The sequence below is a fragment of the Curvibacter lanceolatus ATCC 14669 genome (assembly GCF_000381265.1).
GTDB classification, from domain to species: Bacteria; Pseudomonadota; Gammaproteobacteria; order Burkholderiales; family Burkholderiaceae_C; genus Curvibacter; species Curvibacter lanceolatus.
The window spans coordinates 864,442-881,170 of record NZ_KB906253.1 but is presented as its reverse complement, the minus strand read 5'-3'; the positions used below and the strand labels follow the sequence as shown (position 1 = coordinate 881,170).

The 16,729-nt window shown below is 66.0% G+C and carries 12 protein-coding genes; 3 read left to right on the top strand and 9 right to left on the bottom strand.

Annotated elements, in window-relative coordinates:
- Nucleotides 1-116: 116 nt before the first annotated feature.
- The 9 genes from F624_RS0104255 to F624_RS0104210 form a co-directional block, all read right to left on the bottom strand.
- Nucleotides 117-3,509 carry an EAL domain-containing protein gene (locus F624_RS0104255; RefSeq protein ID WP_019573027.1) on the bottom strand — a complete coding sequence of 1,131 codons (3,393 nt, stop codon included), beginning with the start codon at nucleotides 3,507-3,509 and terminating at the stop codon, nucleotides 117-119.
- Nucleotides 3,510-3,839: 330 nt separating this feature from the next.
- A complete protein-coding gene (locus F624_RS0104245) occupies nucleotides 3,840-5,030 on the bottom strand; it encodes a porin (RefSeq protein ID WP_019573025.1) in 1,191 nt (396 codons plus the stop codon).
- Between the two features lie 78 nt (nucleotides 5,031-5,108).
- Nucleotides 5,109-7,076 carry a glycoside hydrolase family 28 protein gene (locus F624_RS0104240; RefSeq protein WP_019573024.1) on the bottom strand — a complete coding sequence of 656 codons (1,968 nt, stop codon included), beginning with the start codon at nucleotides 7,074-7,076 and terminating at the stop codon, nucleotides 5,109-5,111.
- A 321-nt stretch (nucleotides 7,077-7,397) separates the two neighbouring features.
- Nucleotides 7,398-8,993, bottom strand: coding sequence for a galactarate dehydratase (garD, locus tag F624_RS0104235; RefSeq protein ID WP_019573022.1), 1,596 nt, complete (start codon nucleotides 8,991-8,993; stop codon nucleotides 7,398-7,400).
- A gap of 22 nt (nucleotides 8,994-9,015) precedes the next feature.
- A complete protein-coding gene (locus F624_RS0104230) occupies nucleotides 9,016-10,302 on the bottom strand; it encodes a TRAP transporter large permease (RefSeq protein WP_019573021.1) in 1,287 nt (428 codons plus the stop codon).
- A 5-nt stretch (nucleotides 10,303-10,307) separates the two neighbouring features.
- Nucleotides 10,308-10,796 (bottom strand): TRAP transporter small permease, encoded by a 489-nt coding sequence (locus tag F624_RS0104225; RefSeq protein ID WP_027475277.1) that lies wholly within the window; start codon nucleotides 10,794-10,796, stop codon nucleotides 10,308-10,310.
- Nucleotides 10,797-10,888: 92 nt separating this feature from the next.
- Nucleotides 10,889-11,860: a TRAP transporter substrate-binding protein gene (locus tag F624_RS0104220; RefSeq protein WP_019573019.1), complete on the bottom strand. Its 972-nt coding sequence runs from the start codon at nucleotides 11,858-11,860 to the stop codon at nucleotides 10,889-10,891.
- 66 nt (nucleotides 11,861-11,926) lie between these two features.
- Nucleotides 11,927-12,823, bottom strand: a complete 897-nt coding sequence (locus F624_RS0104215; RefSeq protein ID WP_019573018.1) for an SMP-30/gluconolactonase/LRE family protein — start codon at nucleotides 12,821-12,823, stop codon at nucleotides 11,927-11,929.
- Complete coding sequence (locus F624_RS0104210; protein ID WP_019573017.1) at nucleotides 12,820-13,653, bottom strand: NAD-dependent epimerase/dehydratase family protein; 834 nt, start codon at nucleotides 13,651-13,653, stop codon at nucleotides 12,820-12,822. The genes F624_RS0104215 and F624_RS0104210 overlap by 4 nt, the downstream gene beginning before the upstream one ends.
- A gap of 73 nt (nucleotides 13,654-13,726) precedes the next feature.
- Here F624_RS0104210 and F624_RS0104205 point away from each other — a divergent pair, with 73 nt between their 5' ends.
- The 3 genes from F624_RS0104205 to kdgD all read left to right on the top strand — a co-directional run bounded on the left by F624_RS0104205 (nucleotide 13,727) and on the right by kdgD (nucleotide 16,705).
- Nucleotides 13,727-14,545, top strand: coding sequence for a FadR/GntR family transcriptional regulator (locus F624_RS0104205; RefSeq protein WP_031254023.1), 819 nt, complete (start codon nucleotides 13,727-13,729; stop codon nucleotides 14,543-14,545).
- A gap of 204 nt (nucleotides 14,546-14,749) precedes the next feature.
- Entirely contained in the window at nucleotides 14,750-15,724 is a 975-nt protein-coding gene (locus F624_RS0104200; RefSeq protein WP_019573015.1) for a Bug family tripartite tricarboxylate transporter substrate binding protein, read from the top strand.
- A gap of 63 nt (nucleotides 15,725-15,787) precedes the next feature.
- Nucleotides 15,788-16,705, top strand: a complete 918-nt coding sequence (gene kdgD, locus F624_RS0104195) for a 5-dehydro-4-deoxyglucarate dehydratase (RefSeq protein ID WP_019573014.1) — start codon at nucleotides 15,788-15,790, stop codon at nucleotides 16,703-16,705.
- Nucleotides 16,706-16,729 lie beyond the last annotated feature (24 nt).

Genomic DNA, 16,729 nt, shown 5'->3' with positions numbered 1-16,729 from the left:
TGATTCCGGGCCCCCGCCATCCCGCCTACCCAAAGCGCTGAAGGTTGTGCGGTAGCCGTGCCCTTCTGAATCCGTCTGGTGGCGCGGTTGAGGGGCCATCAGTGGCTGAGTGCAGGTCAACCGCCTTGGCGGGCTCTCTCGGCTTGCCGTCCGCTTTCATAGGCCAGGCGCCAGGCCTGAAACTCTTCCGGCGGCATGGGCCGGGCAATGAAGTAGCCCTGGGCATAGTCGCAGCCCAGGCTGGCCAGCTGGTCCCAATGGGCCTGGGTTTCGACGCCTTCGGCCACCGTTTTGCGGCCCAGGTCGTGCACCAGGTCGATGGTGGAGCGCACGATGGCGGCCGAATCCTTGTTGTTGCACATGTCGCGCACAAAAGACTGGTCGATCTTGATGTAGTCCACCGGGAGCTTCTGCAGGTAGCTCAGGGCGGAGTAGCCGGTGCCAAAGTCATCAATGTACAAGGCGATGCCCTCGGCGCGCAGGCTTTGTAAAACGCCCAGGGCGTATTCGGCGTCTTCCATCACGGCGGTTTCCGTGATCTCCATCTCCAGCAGGTGGGGCGCGCCGTTCCAGGTGCTGCGCAGATGGCGCAGTCGGGGCAGCAGGTTCTCATCGCGCAGGTTGCGCGCAGACAGGTTGATGGCAATTGGCAGCGCGCTGCCCTGGGCGGCCCAGTCGTGGTTGAGACGCAGCGCGGCTTGGATCACCCAGTCAGTCAGCGGCGTGATCAGGCCGGTCTGTTCGGCCAGGCCGATGAACTCCATGGGCGGGATCAACCCGCGTTGGGCATGCCGCCAGCGCACCAGCCCCTCGGCACCGCAAAGGGCGCCGGTGCGTATGTCCACCTTGGGCTGGAGGTAAAGCAGCAGATCACCGCCTTCGATGGCGCGGCGCAACTGCCCCGCCAGATTGAGCTGTTGCGGCTGGCTGGCGCCCAGTGCGAGGTCGAAGATCACATGCCCCACCCCTTTTTTGCGCGCCATCTGCAGGGCAATGTCCATGTGCCGGTACAGGTCGTGTGGGGTTTGGCCGTGTTGCGGATAAAGGGCGATGCCGGTGCGGGCTGAGATGTCGATCTCGATGTCGGCCATCGGCATGGGTGCGGCCAGGGCGGCGCTCAGCTGTTTTACCTGGGCCACGGCAGCGGCCGCGTCGGCGTTGGGCAGCAGGATGGCGAATTCGTCACCACGCAGTCGAGCGACCTTGGCGTCTGGTGGCACGCTTTGGCACAGACGTTGGCTAAATTCGCAAAGCAGTTGGTCGCCGAAGCTGAAGCCCAGGGCATCGTTGATTTCGCCGATGCGCTCGATGTTGATCTGCAACACGGCAAAGCCGCTGCTGTTCCGGTGCTCAGCCATGGCCAGTGCCATGCTGAGGTCTTCTGTGAAGTGGGTTTCATTGGGCAAGCCCGTCAGCGCATCGTGGCGCGTCAGGTGCAGCATCGCCTCTTCGATTTGCTGCTGTTCAACCCGGGCGCGCAGCGTGGCGATGCCAAAGGCCAGGTCGTCTGCCGATTCGCTGAGCAGGTTCACCTCGTCGGGCTTGAAGGTGTCCGGTTCGCTGTCGTACAAAGTCAGTGCACCGATGACCTTGTGGCCCACCCGCAGCGGGCAGCCCAATGCTGAGCGATTGCCGTCCAGGTATTGCAGCCAGGGGGCGTAGCCCGAGCTCTCAAGCACATTGGCAATCACGGTGGTCTGGCCGCTGCGCACGGCCTGCGCGGCCGCCCCTTGCCCGTTCTCGGTGTCGGCCCAGGTCAGGGGCAGGCGACTCAGCAACTCCGCGCTGTTGTGGTTGCCACTCTGGGCCATCAGTTTCAGGCTTTGGGCCGGGTCGTCCATGCGGTACCACACGGCAGCCATGCCAAAGCCCCCGGTGCTGACGATCGCCTGGCACATGTGCTGCAGCAGTTCGTCTTCCGTGGTGGCGCGCAGCATGGTACGGTTGACGGCACTCAGGGTGCGCAGTGCGCGGCCCACGTGCTCCAGCTCATGCACGCGCCGGGCGAGTTCGGTGTTCAACCCCTGGATGGCGGCCTCGCTGCGTTTGCGTTCGGTGATGTCGCTGCCCAGCAGGTAATAGCCCAGCACACGCCCCAGCGCATCGTGCTTCGGAAAGTAGTTGACGGCATGCCACAGGCCGGGTTCGGGCTCCCAGTCAAAGCTCTGGGGCAGACCCTGCAGCGCCTTCTGGATCATGGGAGCCGCAATGGCATAGCGTTCGGGGCCCAGGATCTCGCTCACGCTGCAACCGGTGATATCGGCGCGCTCGGGCGCGAAACGCTGCCGGTAAAGATCGTTCACATACACATAGCGTTGCTGGGCGTCGACATAGCCGATCAAGGCAGGCACCGCAGCCATCACGCTGCGCAGGTGTTCTTCGCTTTCAAGCAGTTGCCGGGTGCGTTCTTCAACGTGCTGTTCGAGCAGCGCGTTCTGGCGCTCGATTTGCAGCTCGGCCTGGTACTGGTGGGTCACATCACGAAACACCAGCACCGTACCGCGCATCTGGCCAGCAGCGTCTCGAATGGGCGCAGCGCTGTCGGCAATCGGGCATTCGCGGCCGTCGCGCGCGATCAGGCTGGTGTGGTTGGCCAGGTCCTGTTGCTGGCCGGTCTGCAGCACGCGCACGATGGGTACTTCGACCGAGGCCCGGGTGCTCTCATTGACGATCACAAACACCTCTTCGGCCAGGCGTCCGCGGGCCTGGGCCTCGGTCCATCCGGTCAAGCGTTCGGCCACGGGGTTGAGTCGCGTGATGCGCCCGTTCAGGTCGGTGGCCAGGACACCGTCACCAATGGACTGCAGGGTGATGGCCAGGTCTTCTTCGCGCTCAACCAGGGTTTCGCGCTGGCGCGCCAGTTGTTGCAGCTGGCGCTGGATCAATTTGTAGGTGGCCGCCAGCAGGGCCAGCAGCAGGGCCGAGACCAGCAAGCCCCCGCGAAGAAGCCATTGGCGGCTGCGCTGCTGCTCTGCGTCGCGAGCGGCCAACAGGCGCAGCTCTTCTTCGCGCATCTGGTCCAGCAGGCTGTAGACCTTGTCACGGGTTTCGCGCAGGGGGGCCCGGGCCACGTAGGCGGTGGCGGCGTCGACACCCTGGGTCTTGCGCAATACCTCGACTTGCCGGGCAATCGCTATGCGCTGGTCAACCACTTCACGCAGTTGCTGCCAGCGGGCCTGCTGCGCTCCGTTGTCGGCCGTGAGTTGTGCCAGGCGGCCCATGGCCTCCTCGCGAGAGTGGGCGGCTTTCTCCCGTTCAAGGAGGTAGCTGGTGTCGCCCGTGATGCGAAAGTTCTGTGTGCTCAACTCGACCTGGAGCATGTCGCCGCGGGTGATGCCCAGCGAATTCAGCACCTTCTGCGTGTGGTTGACGCTTTGCGTGGCAGAGGCTGCATCGCTTGCGAGCTTCCAGGTCAGCACCAGCAAGGCTGCCACCACCAGGGCGGCTGTGCCAAATGCGAGCAGCACCTTGGCACTGAAGCGCTCTTGCAGATCCGGGTGTTGGGGCATGGTTAAACAGACCCAGCTTCTGGGCTTGGCCCTGATCTGTTCGTGTCGGGCAGTCTGTGCGGCATGGAACACCTCCCTGAAGGCGTTGGTTTTCGGTGGTATGCACGATCCAGCTCAGATCTTCGCCTGAGGCCGAAGCGTGCGGCTTGGACTAGATTAGCCGCATTTGAACTTTCAAGCCACCCATGCATGTGCTGAGATGAGGGGTGAAACAAGGGCAAAAAAAAGCCCCGCCGTGGGCGAGGCTCAAACCTTGGATGCAATGAAGATAGGCTGCCGGCCCCGCTGGGGCACATGCGCGTGCAAGCACACTCCACGGCCGGCTGTGCGTCAGAACGACACGCGCAGGCCGATGTCAAAGCCGGTGGAGTTGCCGTTGACGTTGCTGGTGCCGGTGACCGGGCCCAGCGCGCCCGAGCCGTAGGAAGAGGCGGCCATGGAGGCGCCGCCGGAGTTGCTCACGCGGGCCACGGTGGCGTAGGCGGCGGTGCGCTTGGAGAGGTTGTAGATGCCTCCCAGGGCCAGCTTCTGTGCCTTGGCCGAGCCCAGCTTGACCTGGCCGATCGAGGCCAGCACGTTGAAGGCGCCCACGGGGGCGTTCACGCCCAGGCTCCAGCCCTTGGTGCTGAGGTCGTTGCCGGTGGTGGCCACGTTGGAGAGTTTTTGCTGGGCCACGATGCCCATCACCTTGGCGGGGCCGAAGTCATAAGAGCCATAGACGCTGGTGTCGGCCATGTCGCCCGCCAGCGGGGCGGCGGCGCCCGAGGTGCCGGGGCCGGCCAGACCGTTGTTGCCCAGGCTCTGGGTCAGGCCGGCGAAGGTGGTGCGGGTGTAGGCGGCAGCGACATCGAGCGGGCCTTGCTTGTAGCCCAGGCGGGCGCCGGTATAGCGGCCGTTGCTGGAGGTGTCGATGCTGTTGATGGTGGCGTTGCTGGGCTGGTTGCCGAAGGCGAGCATGGCCTGGCCGTAGAGGCCCCCCAGGTTGCCGGGCAGGAAGTAGCCCACAGAGTTGGAGGCGCGCACAAAGGTGTTGGTGGCGGCCGAGCCGGTGTAATCAAGGATCAATGTGCCCACGCCGGCGGCGGCGAAGGGGTCGGCATTGAGGTAGTTCTGCCAGCTGGGGGTGGTGTCGCGGCCGATGCGCAGCTCGCCGAAGGCGCCAGCGAGGCTGACGGTGGCGCGGCGGTTGAAGGTGAGGCCGCCGGCGGCGATGTCGGAGCGCTGGTTGTTGGTGGTGGTGCCGCTGCTGCCGATGCCGCTGGCGGGGTTGATGGCGCCCTCAAGCCAGAAGCCGGCGCTCAGGCCGCCGCCCAGGTCTTCGACGCCGCGAAAGCCGAGGCGGCTGGCGCTGTTGCCGGAAGGGGAGACGCCGGAGACGCGGCCGGCGTTGGTCTTGACGTTTTCATAGGCGAGGTCGAGCACGCCGAACAGGGTGACCGAGGACTGGGCCAGGGCCAGGCCAGGGGCGCCGAGGGCACTCACGGCCGCGCAGGCCAGCAGGGTTTTCTTCAGATGAGTCATGGTTTTATCTCCAGGGTTGACGAAAAGCACGGGGTTGAAAAATCGATGGGGCAAGCCTTGAGCGCAATTCATCGCGCTTCATCGCAGGTCGCTCACGGTGGTGTTGAGGGTGTTGCCCGCGATGCGCACATTGCTCAGGTTCATCGCGTTCACGTTCCAGGCGTAGATGGGCCCGGCCACGGTGGCGCTGGCTGGGCCGGCTGCGGCCGGGGTGCCAAAGTCGCAGTCGCGGAGGGTCACGCCGGTGATGGCGGGCACGGTGGGGGCCGGGGCGCTGCCGTTGTAGTCGTAGGCCACGGGGCCCTGGGCCACGATGGCCTGGAAGCACGAGGCCGTGACGCCGTTCAGAGTCACGTTGCTCACCCGCACGTTGCTGATGTTCACGTTCTGCACCAGGGCCGGTCGGGTGCGGATCGCGTCCTTGGCCGGTTGGTAGTCGCAGTCGAAGGTGATCACGCCGCCTTGCGAGGCCGAGGGGTTGGAGGCCGCCGTGGTGGCCACCCCGATCGGCACGCTGGCATTGATGGGGCTGCCCGCGATCATCGAGCTGCCGTAACCAGCGCCCGTCAGGCTCACGCCGTTGGGCAGGCTGACATCGTCCACATAAAGGTTCTTCACAAAGCCACCGCGGTTCATGTTGGTCTTGATGCGGATGGCAATGTTCAGCGGGTTGCTGGCCCAGTTCTGGTTCAGCATGGTCAGGCGGCGGGCGTAGATGTTCTGCACCCCGGCCCCCATTTCGCTGCCCAGGGTGAGGCCGCCGTGGCCGCTGTTCATGGTGCAGTTCTGGATCAGGTGCCGGTCGGCCGGCCCGTACTGGGTGTCGAGGTTTTTGCCCGACTTGATGGCGATGCAGTCGTCGCCGGTGTTGAAGGTGACCTTCTCGCACAGCACATTGGTGCAGGCCTCGGGGTCGAAACCGTCGTTGTTGGGCCCGATGCTGTCGGCCAGCACGCCGCGGATCACCACATTGGTACAGGCGACCGGGTGGTGTTGCCAGAAAGGGGTGTTCTGGGTGGTGTAGTTCTCCATCAGCACGTTGGTGCAACCGATGAATTCGACCATGCAGGGCCGCAGGTAGTGCCCCTTGCCGAAGATGCGCTGGGCCACCGGCACACCGGCTTCTGACAGGGCCGGCAGGTAGTTCTGGTCTTGCTGCCAGGGCGTGACCGGGTTGGTGAGCAAGGTGTAGAGCGCATTGCTGATGTTGGGGGCCATGGTCCTGAGGTCGGCATTGGCCGGGTTGGCGTAGGCGCAAGAGGGGGTGGATGAGCCGGTGCAGCCATAGGCGCCGCTGGTACCCTTCCAGGTCCACCAGCAGGTGCTGGTGCTGCCGCTGCCAGCGAAGGGGGTCATAGCCTGGCCGTTGAGCACCGAGGTGGAGTCTTCGCCGGTGAGGGCGATGTTGTTCTGCTGGTAGGCGTACACCGGCGCACCAAAGTTCAGGCAGTCGTCGGCCTGCCAGCGCGAGTAGTACAACTTGCCGTTGCTGCCGCAGTCATAGGGGCCGTCCTTGGCGTAGTCGGCCGGGTTGGGGCTGAAGTAGATGGTGCAGTTGGCGCTCAGGTGGAAGTTCACATTGCTCAGCAGCACGATGGGGCCGGCGCAATACCAGGTGCCGGCGGGCACCACCACGCGGCCACCACCCGCGGCATTGGCGACCTTGATGGCGGCCAGAAAGGCCGGGCGGCTGTCAAACGAGCCCGGGGCGTGGGTCAGGCTGGCCCCATTGCTCAGCGGCGAGCTGCTGGCCGGGTAGGGGCTGGTGGCCGCCACCACCTGGCAAGTCTGGGCGCCGTAGTTCAACACTGAAAAATCGCGGGCGGCAAAGCTGGTCTGGCTCACGCCGCTGAGGCTGCTGATGATCTGGTCAGCCGCACCGCCCACGCCCCAGATCGGGTCGCCATCGGCACCGCCACAGGCGGCCAGCGGGCCAGCCAAGGCTGCGGTGCCGAGCAGGGCGCCAGAGCGGCCCAGAAAGTCGCGGCGCTTGAGGGACGCTGAGGTCCACAGCGGGAAGTCGTGAGTGGCAGTCGGTTTCTTCATGTTGTTGTCTCCAGTTGATGTGTCAGTGGGCAAGACGTGGCCCTGCCCAGCTTGGCGCGGGCATTCGGGGCGGTGATCTGGGCCGTGTTCGGGCCGTTTGGGCGCAGCCTGACCCGCAGCCCGTGGCGTCTGCGCCAGGGCTGGTTTCAGGGTGTGGGGTGCCGTTGACCTGGGGTCAAGGCCATGACGGCCGAGGCTTCAGAAGGGCGCTCAGCCGCTGGGCGGGCTGGGTGGGTGCATGGTGGTCTCCGTTGGGGTGCAGGTTCTGTCGACTTGCTACCGGGTGCTGGGGTGTGAGGGTGTGAGCGGGCCTTTGGGGCCTCAGGTCACCGGGGCCGGGTTGAACAACACCAGGGCGTTGTGCAGCTTCCACTGCTCGGCCCAGGTCTTTTGGCGGCCGCTGGCCACGTCCAGCATGTACTGGAACAGCTGGCGGCCCACGTCTTCGATCGTGGCCTGGCCGGTGGCGATGGTGCCGGCGTCGATGTCCATCAGGTCGTGCCAGCGCCGGGCCAGGTCGCTGCGCGTGGCCACCTTGATCACCGGCACCTCGGCCAGCCCGTAGGGCGTGCCGCGGCCGGTGGTGAACACATGCAGGTTCATGCCGGCGGCCAGCTGCAGCGTGCCGCAGATGAAATCACTGGCGGGGGTGGCGGCGTAGATCAGGCCTTTTTGCGTGAGCTTCTCGCCGGGCGAGATCACACCGGTGATGGCGTAACTGCCGCTTTTCACGATCGAGCCCATGGCCTTTTCGACGATGTTCGACAGGCCGCCCAACTTGTTGCCGGGCGTGGTGTTGGCGCTGCGGTCCACGCGGCCCTGGGTCAGGTAGGCGTCGTACCAGGCCATCTCCCGGACCATGGCCTGGGCCACCTCGGGGCTGGCGGCGCGGGCGGTGAGCTGGTCGATGCCGTCGCGCACCTCGGTCACCTCCGAGAACATCACGGTGGCGCCGGCCTGGATCAGCAGGTCGGTGGCATAGCCCACGGCCGGGTTGGCGGTGAGGCCCGAGAAGGCGTCGCTGCCGCCGCACTGCACGCCCACCACCAGCTCGCTGGCGGGCACGGTCTCGCGCCGGCGGGCGTTCAGGCGCTGCAGGTGCACCTCGGCCTGGCGCAGGATGTGATCGACCATGGACATGAAGCCGACATGGGCCTCGTCCTGCAGGCAGATGGTGTCCAGCGGCGCGTCGGCGCCGGTGGCTTGGCCGCGTTCGTCGCGGATGGGGATGCTGCCCGGGGGCAGCAGGCGCTCGGGCTGGAGCTTTTCGCAGCCCAGGCTGATGACCATCACCTCGCCACCAAAATTGGGGTTGAGGCTGATGTTGCGCACGGTGCGGATGGGGATCACGGCATCGGGCGCGTCGATGGCCACGCCGCAGCCGTAGGTGTGCTCCAGGGCCACCACATCGTCCACATGGGGGTAGCGCGGCAGCAGCTCGGCCTTGATGCGCTGCACGGCGAAGTCGGTCACGCCGGCCACGCACTGCACGGTCTGGGTCACGGCCAGGATGTTGCGCGTGCCCACCGAGCCATCGGCATTGCGGTAGCCCTCGAAGCTGTGCTGCTCGGTGGCAGTGGGTGCCGGCACGGCCAGCGTGCCCACGGGCAGGTCGTCCAGGCCGGGCGGAGTGGGCATGCGCATCACGCGCTCGTTCACCCAGCTGCCGCGGGGCAGGGCGCGGGCGGCATAGCCGATCACCACGTTGTAGCGGCGGATCACCTCGCCCTCGGCCAGATCGGCCAGGGCCACCTTGTGCCCCTGGGGCACGGTCTCGACCAGGGTCAGGCCGCCGGGCAGCACGCTGCCGGCAGGCAGGCCGCCGTCGTTGACGACGATGGCCACGTTGTCGGCCGGGTGGACCTGGATGGTGCGCGGCGCCGGGGTTGGCGCGCCGGATTGCGTCTGTGGGCTCATGGCTGGGGCTTTCGGGTCGGCTTCACTTGGTCATGAACATGCTGGGCAGCCACATCGAGAACGAAGGCACATAGGTGACCAGCAACAGGGCAAAGATCAGCGCGCCATAGAAAGGCCAGATGGTGCGCATCACCGTGCCCACGGAGACCCCGCCGATGGCGCAGCCCACGAACTGGGTGGTGCCCACCGGGGGGGTGTTCAGGCCCAGGGCGCAATTGATCAGCAGCATGATCCCGAACTGCACCGAGCTCATGCCATATTGCTGGCAGATCGGCAGAAAGATCGGGGTGCACAGCAAGATGGTGGCGGCCATGTCCAGGAAGGTGCCGAGCAGGAACAGCAGCACGTTCACCAGCAGGAAGATCAGCCACGGGGTGGTGGTCATCTGCGACAGCATCTGGCCCGTGAGCTCGGCCACGCCGTACAGGCTGATCAGGTAGCCGAAGGTGCTCGAAATACCGATCAGCAGCAGCACCACGCCCGTGGTCTTGACGGCCTTGGCCGCGGCCTTGATGAAGTGCTCGCGCTTGATCGAGCGGTACACGAACACTGTCAGCGCCAGGGCGTAGAGCACGGCCACGGCCGCTGATTCGGTGGCCGTGAAGATGCCCGACAGAATGCCGCCCAGGATCAGCACCACGATCATCAGCCCCGGCAGCGCCGCCGCCAGCGAGCGCGCCACGATGGCCCAGCCCGGGAAGGTGCCGGCCGGGTAGCCGCGGTGGATGGCCACCAGGTAGGCGGCCGCCAGGTTGCACAAGGTCAGGATGGCGGCCGGCAGCAGGGCCGCCAGGATCAGCGCCGCGATCGACACCTTGCCGCCCGCCGCCAGCGAATAGATGATCAGGTTGTGGCTGGTGGGCATCAGGGCGCCCACCAGGGCCGCGTGGGTGGTCACGTTGACGGCGTAGTCGGCGTGATAACCCTCTTTCTTCATCATCGGGATCATCACCGCGCCCATGGCCGACACATCCGCCACCGGCGAGCCCGACACACCGCCGAACAAGGTGCAGGCCACCACATTGGACATGCCCAGGCCGCCGCGCACGTGGCCCACCAGGTTGCGCGCCAGGTCCACGATGCGGTCGGCGATGCCGCCGTACATCATCAGCTCACCCGCGAAGATGAAGAACGGGATGGCCAGGAACGAGAAGATGCTCATGCCCGAGGTCATCTGCTGGAAGCCCACCGCCAGCGGCAGGCCTTCATACAGCAGTGTGGACAGGGCGGACAGGCCGATCGAGAACGCCACCGGCACCCCCATCAGCAGAAACAGCGCGAAGCTGACGCAGAGAATTGTCAAGGCCATGGTGATCAGCTCCAGCAGGGTTCGACTTCGCGGCCCTGGGCCAGCGCGATGATGTGCTCGATCGAGAACATCACGATCAAGACACCTGAAAGGGTGGCGGGGATGTACTTCCAGCCTTCGGAAATCCACAGGGTGGGCAGGCGGTAGCTCCAGACCGATGCGGCCAGCTCGGCACAGCCCCAGGCCATGGCGCCGCCAAACAAGCCCACCAGCAGGTGGATCAGGATCTCGATCTTGTTGCGGACCTTCTCGGGCACCAGCACCAGCAGCGATTCAAGCCCGATGTGGCCCGCGTCGTGCACGCCCACGGCGGTGCCCAGCATGGTCACGTACAGCACCAGCAACAGGGCCAGGCTCTCTGCCCAGGTGGGCGTGTTGTTCAGGACGTAGCGGCCAAAGACCTGCCAGCTCACGGCGCCAATCAGGGCCACGATGCCGGCAATGCCCAGCCACATGCAGCTGCGAGCCAGCCAGCGGCAAAGTTTGGAATACATGGTGTCGACTCTTCAGAAAAAAGGGTGCAGCCAGCCCCCCGGCCCGCTCAGGTGGGCCGTGGAACGCACAGGGGCGGCCGCCTGGGCGGTGCTTACTTGGTTTCCTGGACGCGGCGGACCAGGTCTTTCAACTTCGGGTCGGTGATGAACTTGTCATACACCGGCTTCATGGCGTTCTGGAACGAGGCTTTGTCGACGGTGATGATCTCGGCCCCCCCGGCCTTGACGGTGGCCAGCGACTTGGCTTCGCGCTCATCCCACAGCTTGCGCATGCAGGGCACCGACTCCTTGGCGGCCTGGCGCAGGGCCACCTGCTCTTCGGGCGTCAGCTTGTCCCACACGCGCTTGGAGAACAGCAGCATCTCGGGGGCCATCGAGTGCTCGGTGAGCGAGAAGTACTTGGCCACCTCGAAGTGGCGCGAGCTTTCGAACGAGGGGTAGTTGTTCTCGGCACCGTCCACCAGGCCGGTCTTGAGGGCGGTGTAGACCTCGCCGAAGGGCATGGGGGTGGCGTTGGCGCCCATGGCCTCGAGCAGGGCCACCCACAGGTCGGATTGCTGCACCCGGATCTTCAGGCCCTTGGCATCCGCCAGGGTGCGCACCGGCTTGCGCGCGGTGTAGAGGTTGCGCGCACCGCTGTCGTAGTAGGCCAGGCCGATGAAGCCCTGGGGTTCGCACGACTTCAGGATTTCTTCGCCGATCGGGCCGTCCAGCACCGCACGCAGGTGCTCCTTGCTGCGGAACAGGAAGGGCATCGTCGGCACCTGGGTGGCCGGGCAGATGTTGTTCATGGGGGCGATGTTGACGCGCACCATGGCCAGCGCACCGATCTTGGTCTGCTCGATGGTGTCCTTCTCATTGCCCAGCGAGCTGTTGTTGTAGATCTTGACGCTGTCCTTGCCCTGGGTGAGCTGCTTGAGGCGCTCGCCCAGGAACTTCACCGCTTCGACCGTGGGGTAGCCGTCGGGGTGGATGTCGGCCGAGCGGAACTCGGTGGCCTGGGCGGCCAGGGGGCCCAGGGCCAGGCTGGCGGCCAGCATCATCAGGTGGTGTTTGAATTTCATCTTTGTCTCCTTGAGGATCAGGTTTGTCGAACTTCGGGAATCAGAACATTCAGCGGTGGGTGGGGGTCATTGCTGGTAATGGGGTTCGGGCAGCCCGCTCACGCCGGGGCGCAGCGCAAACACGCCGCCGGCCAGCGGCTGGTCGCTCAGGTCGATGCCCTCGGGGCGGATGCTGGTGACGTACAAGGTGTTCAGGCCGGGCCCGCCAAAGGCGCACATGGCAGGCTTTTTGACCGGCACGGCCAGCGAGCGGTCAAGGCGCCCTTGCGGGGTGAAGCGGTGCACCAGGCCGGCGTCATTGCCGCAGATCCAGTAGCAACCGTCGGCATCCACCGCGGCGCCATCGGGGCGGCCCGGGTGCTCGCGCATGTCGACGAACAGGCGGCGGTTGTGCGGTGTGCCGGTGTCCGTGTCGTAGTCAAAGGCCCAGATGGCCTGCACCGAGGGGTGCGAATCCGACAGGTACATCGTGCGGCCATCGGGGCTGAAGCCCAGGCCATTGGGCACGGTGAGCCCGCGCAGCACCGCCTGCAATCCACGGGCTGGGTCGTAACGGTACAGCTGACCCAGTGGCAGGTTGGCGCTCATGTCCATCACCATGGTGCCGGCCCAGAAGCGGCCTTGGCGGTCGCAGCGGCCATCGTTGAAGCGCATGCCCCGGCGCGCGTGTTGCACCGTGGCGATCGGGGCTGCGCTCAGAGCGTCGGAGTCTGCTTTTGGGTCGAGACGGAAGAGCCCGCTCTCCATGCCGGCGATGAAGCCCAGGCCATCGGCGGTCCGGGCCACGCAGGCCAGCATTTCGGGGGCTTGCCAATGGCGGCTCTGGCCGGTGGTCGCGTCCCAGCGGTGCAGGCGGGCGGCCGGGATGTCCACCCAATACAGCGCCTGCTCGGCCGGGCTCCACAGCGGGCTTTCACCCGTGCCGCAGCGCACGTCCAGCACCAGTTCGGCGGCAGAGCTCATGCGGCGCCTACCGGGGGCAGGGTTTCGAAGGGGCCGGCGGCGCAGAAATTGCCGCCTTGGTACAGGGCCGCCGGCGCGTCGGGCGGCACCGGGGGCTGTTGCTCGACTTTGGCGCGGAAGACTTCCGAGCTGTCTTGCGGCACAAAGCCCAGGTGGCGCGCGCCGGCGTTGTCCCACCAGCCGGCGGGGTTGTCCGAGGCGCCATACACCACGGTGTGGCCCACCTGGGGCGTGACCAGGCTGCGGCGCACCAGTTCGGTCAGGTCGCGGTAGCTGAGCCAGGTGCTCAGCATGCGGCGGTCGCGCGGCTCGGTGAACGAAGAGCCGATGCGGATGCTGACGGTCTCGATGCCATAGCGGTCGAAGTAGAAGTTGGCCAGGTCTTCGCCAAAGGCCTTGGACAGGCCGTAGTAGCCGTCGGGGCGGTGCGGCACCGAGGTGTCCAGGCGCTGGGTCTGGGGGTAGAAGCCGATCACATGGTTGGAGCTGGCAAACACCACACGCTGCACACCATGGCGGCGGGCCGCCTCATACAGGTTGAACACGCCGCGGATGTTGGCTTCGAGGATTTCCTCAAACGGGCGCTCCACCGAGATGCCGCCCAGGTGCACGATGGCATCGCAGCCCTGCACCAGGGCATCGACGGCGGCCTTGTCGGCCAGGTCGCACAGCTGGATTTCCTCCTGGCTGGAGCTGGCCGGGGCCAGGTCGGCGATGTCCGACAGTCGCAACTGGCGGGTGAAGGGTTTGAGGCTCTCGCGCAGGACGCGGCCCAGGCCGCCAGCGGCCCCGGTCAGCAGCAAGCGTTGCGGCAGTTGTCTCTCGTTCATGGCGTTTTGTTGTGCTTGAAGGGATGTATGTCATCGGTTGTCGTACAACCTGGGGCTGGATTATCATCACGCCATGTCAAAGTTGTCAACGGCCAATTCCACCGCGCCAACGGTCAATGCAGCGGAAGCCCCGGCCGGGGTGTCGCCCACGCGTCGGCGACCGCGCGGTCTGGCCCATGAACTGGTGGAAGACTTCAGCAGTCGCATCCAGAGCCAGGTGCTGAAGGTGGGCGACAAGCTGCCCACCGAGTCTGAAATCATGCGGGCCTTCGGCGTCAGCCGCACCGTGGTGCGCGAGGCGCTGTCGCGCCTGCAGGCGGCCGGCCTGGTGGAGACCCACCACGGCATCGGCACCTTTGTGCTGGAGGCCCAGGCTCCGGGCATGTTCCGCATCGACCCGTCCGACATCGCCGCCTCGGTGGATGTGCTGGCGGTGCTGGAGTTGCGCATCAGCCTGGAGACCGAATCGGCCGGCCTGGCCGCCTTGCGCCGCTCTGAGCAGAACCTGCTGGCCATGCGCCAGGCGCTGGACGACTTTGCCTCGCATGTGGAGGTGGCGGGGGACACCGTGTCGCCCGATTTCCGCTTTCACCAGGAGATCGCCCGCGCCACTGGCAACCGCTATTTCGGCGACATCATGGCCCACCTGGGCACCACCATCATCCCGCGCACCCGCATCTCATCGGCCATGCGCATGGCCCCCGAGCTGCGCGCCCAGTACCTGCAGAAGGTGAACCGCGAGCACGAAGAGGTGTACGACGCCATCGCGCGGCAAGACCCCGAATCGGCCCGCGCCGCCATGCGCATCCACCTCACCAACAGCCGGGAGCGCCTGCGCCGGGCTCAGGCCCTGGCCCAGGCGGGCCAGCCGGCGGACGATTTGGCCCGTTGATCTGAGTGGCCTGCGATGGGCAGGCCTCCCTCCTGGTAGAAGGGCTTTTCAGGCTCTTGGGCGGCTGAGGTCATCTTTAGTTGTCTTTTTCTAGACAAGCCGAAAATTTAGTTGTACGATGACTGACAACAACATCAGATCAGTCATCCCACCTCGCTGACGTCGTGCTGCGACCGGGTGCCTGGTCTTCCAACAGGAGACCGTATGACCTTGTCCCGACGCCGTTTGCTGGCCGCTGCCGCGCCCGCCGCCCTGCTGGCCAGCCCCGCCTGGGTGGGGGCCCAGACCTGGCCCGCCCGACCGATCCGCATCGTGGTGCCTTACCCGCCGGGTGGCTCGTCCGACATCATTGCCCGGGCCCTGAGCCAGCCGCTTTCCGAGGCACTTGGCCAGCCCGTGATCATCGACAACAAGCCCGGCGCCAATGGCAACCTGGGGGCCGATCTGGTGGCCCACAGCGCGCCCGACGGCTACACCTTGCTCTTGTGCGACGTGGGCGCCCTGGCCATCAGCCCCTCGGTGTACACCCGCCTGGGCTTCGACCCCTCCAAGGACCTGCGTGGCGTGACCATGCTGGCCTATTCTCCCCATTTGCTGGTGGTGCACCCCTCGGTGCCGGTGAACAACCTGGCCGAGTTGGTGGCGTACTCCAAGAAGACCGATCTCAACTTTGCCGTCACAGCCACCGGCAGTGCGGCGCACCTGGCCGGTGTAGCGGTGCAGCGCGCCAGCGGCGCGCGCTGGGAATACGTGCCCTACAAGGGCGGCGTGCAGGCCGTGGCTGACACGGTGGCGGGGCAGACCCAGGTGCTCATGAACGGCATGTTGGCCACCTACCCGCAGGTTCAGGCCGGCAAGCTCAAGCTGCTGGGCGTGTCCAAGGCCACCCGCATGCCCTTGGTGGGGCAGGTGCCGACCCTGGCCGAACAGGGCCTGACCGGCTTCGAGTCGGGCACCTGGCAGGGCGTGCGCGTGGCGCGCGGCACGCCCGACGCCATCGTCAACCGGCTCAACCAGGAGCTGATCCGCATCATCCGCTCGCCCGACATCCGCTCGCGGCTGGCCGGGCAGGGCGCCGAGGTGGTGACCATGGCCCCGGCCGAAGAGGAGCAATTCTTCAACAACGAACGCAAGCGCTGGGCCCAGGTGGTCCAGGCCGCCCGGATCCGGCTCGACTGATCGACCCGCCCCCTCTTTTTCGCATTTCCCTTTTTCGCACTTTTCTTTTTCTGGAGCATTCAAATGACCCCTCAAGAACTCAAGACCATCATGGGCTCGGGCCTGCTGTCCTTCCCGTTGACCGACTTCGACGCCGAAGGCAACTTCAACCAGAAGGGCTACATCGAACGCCTGCAATGGCTGGCCCCCTATGGCGCCAGCGCCCTGTTTGCGGCAGGCGGCACGGGTGAGTTCTTTTCGCTGACGGCCGATGAGTACCCCGGCATCATCCAAACCGCGGTCGATACCTGCCGCGGCGTGGTGCCCATCATTGCCGGCGCTGGTGGCCCCACCCGCTTTGCCATCCAGTGCGCCCAGGCCGCTGAAAAAGCCGGCGCTCATGGTGTGCTGCTGCTGCCGCACTACCTGACCGAAGCCGGCCAGGAAGGCCTGATCGCCCACGTCGAAGCTGTTTGCAAGAGCGTGAAGTTCGGCGTCATCGTCTACAACCGCGGGCAGGCCAAGCTGACCCCGGCCTCGCTGCAGATCCTGGCCGACCGCTGCCCCAACCTGGTGGGCTTCAAGGACGGGATCGGCGACATCGAACTGATGATGTCCATCTACCAGACCATGGGCGACCGTTTTGCCTATCTGGGCGGCCTGCCCACGGCCGAGGTGTATGCCGCGGCCTACAAGGCGCTGGGCACCCCGGTGTATTCGTCGGCGGTGTTCAACTTCATCCCCAAAACGGCCATGGACTTCTATGAAGCCGTGCGCACCGATGACCACGCCACGCAGAACCGCCTGCTGAAAGACTTCTTCCTGCCGTACCTGGAGATCCGCAACCGTGGTCAAGGCTATGCCGTGAGCATCGTCAAGGCCGGCGCCAAGCTGGTGGGCCACGACGCCGGCCCGGTGCGCACCCCGCTGACCGACCTGAAGGCCGCCGAAATGGAAGCCCTGGACGCCCTGATCAAGAAGCTGGGCTCGCAAGCCCTCTGATCACCGCGCCCTGACAGCCCCGCA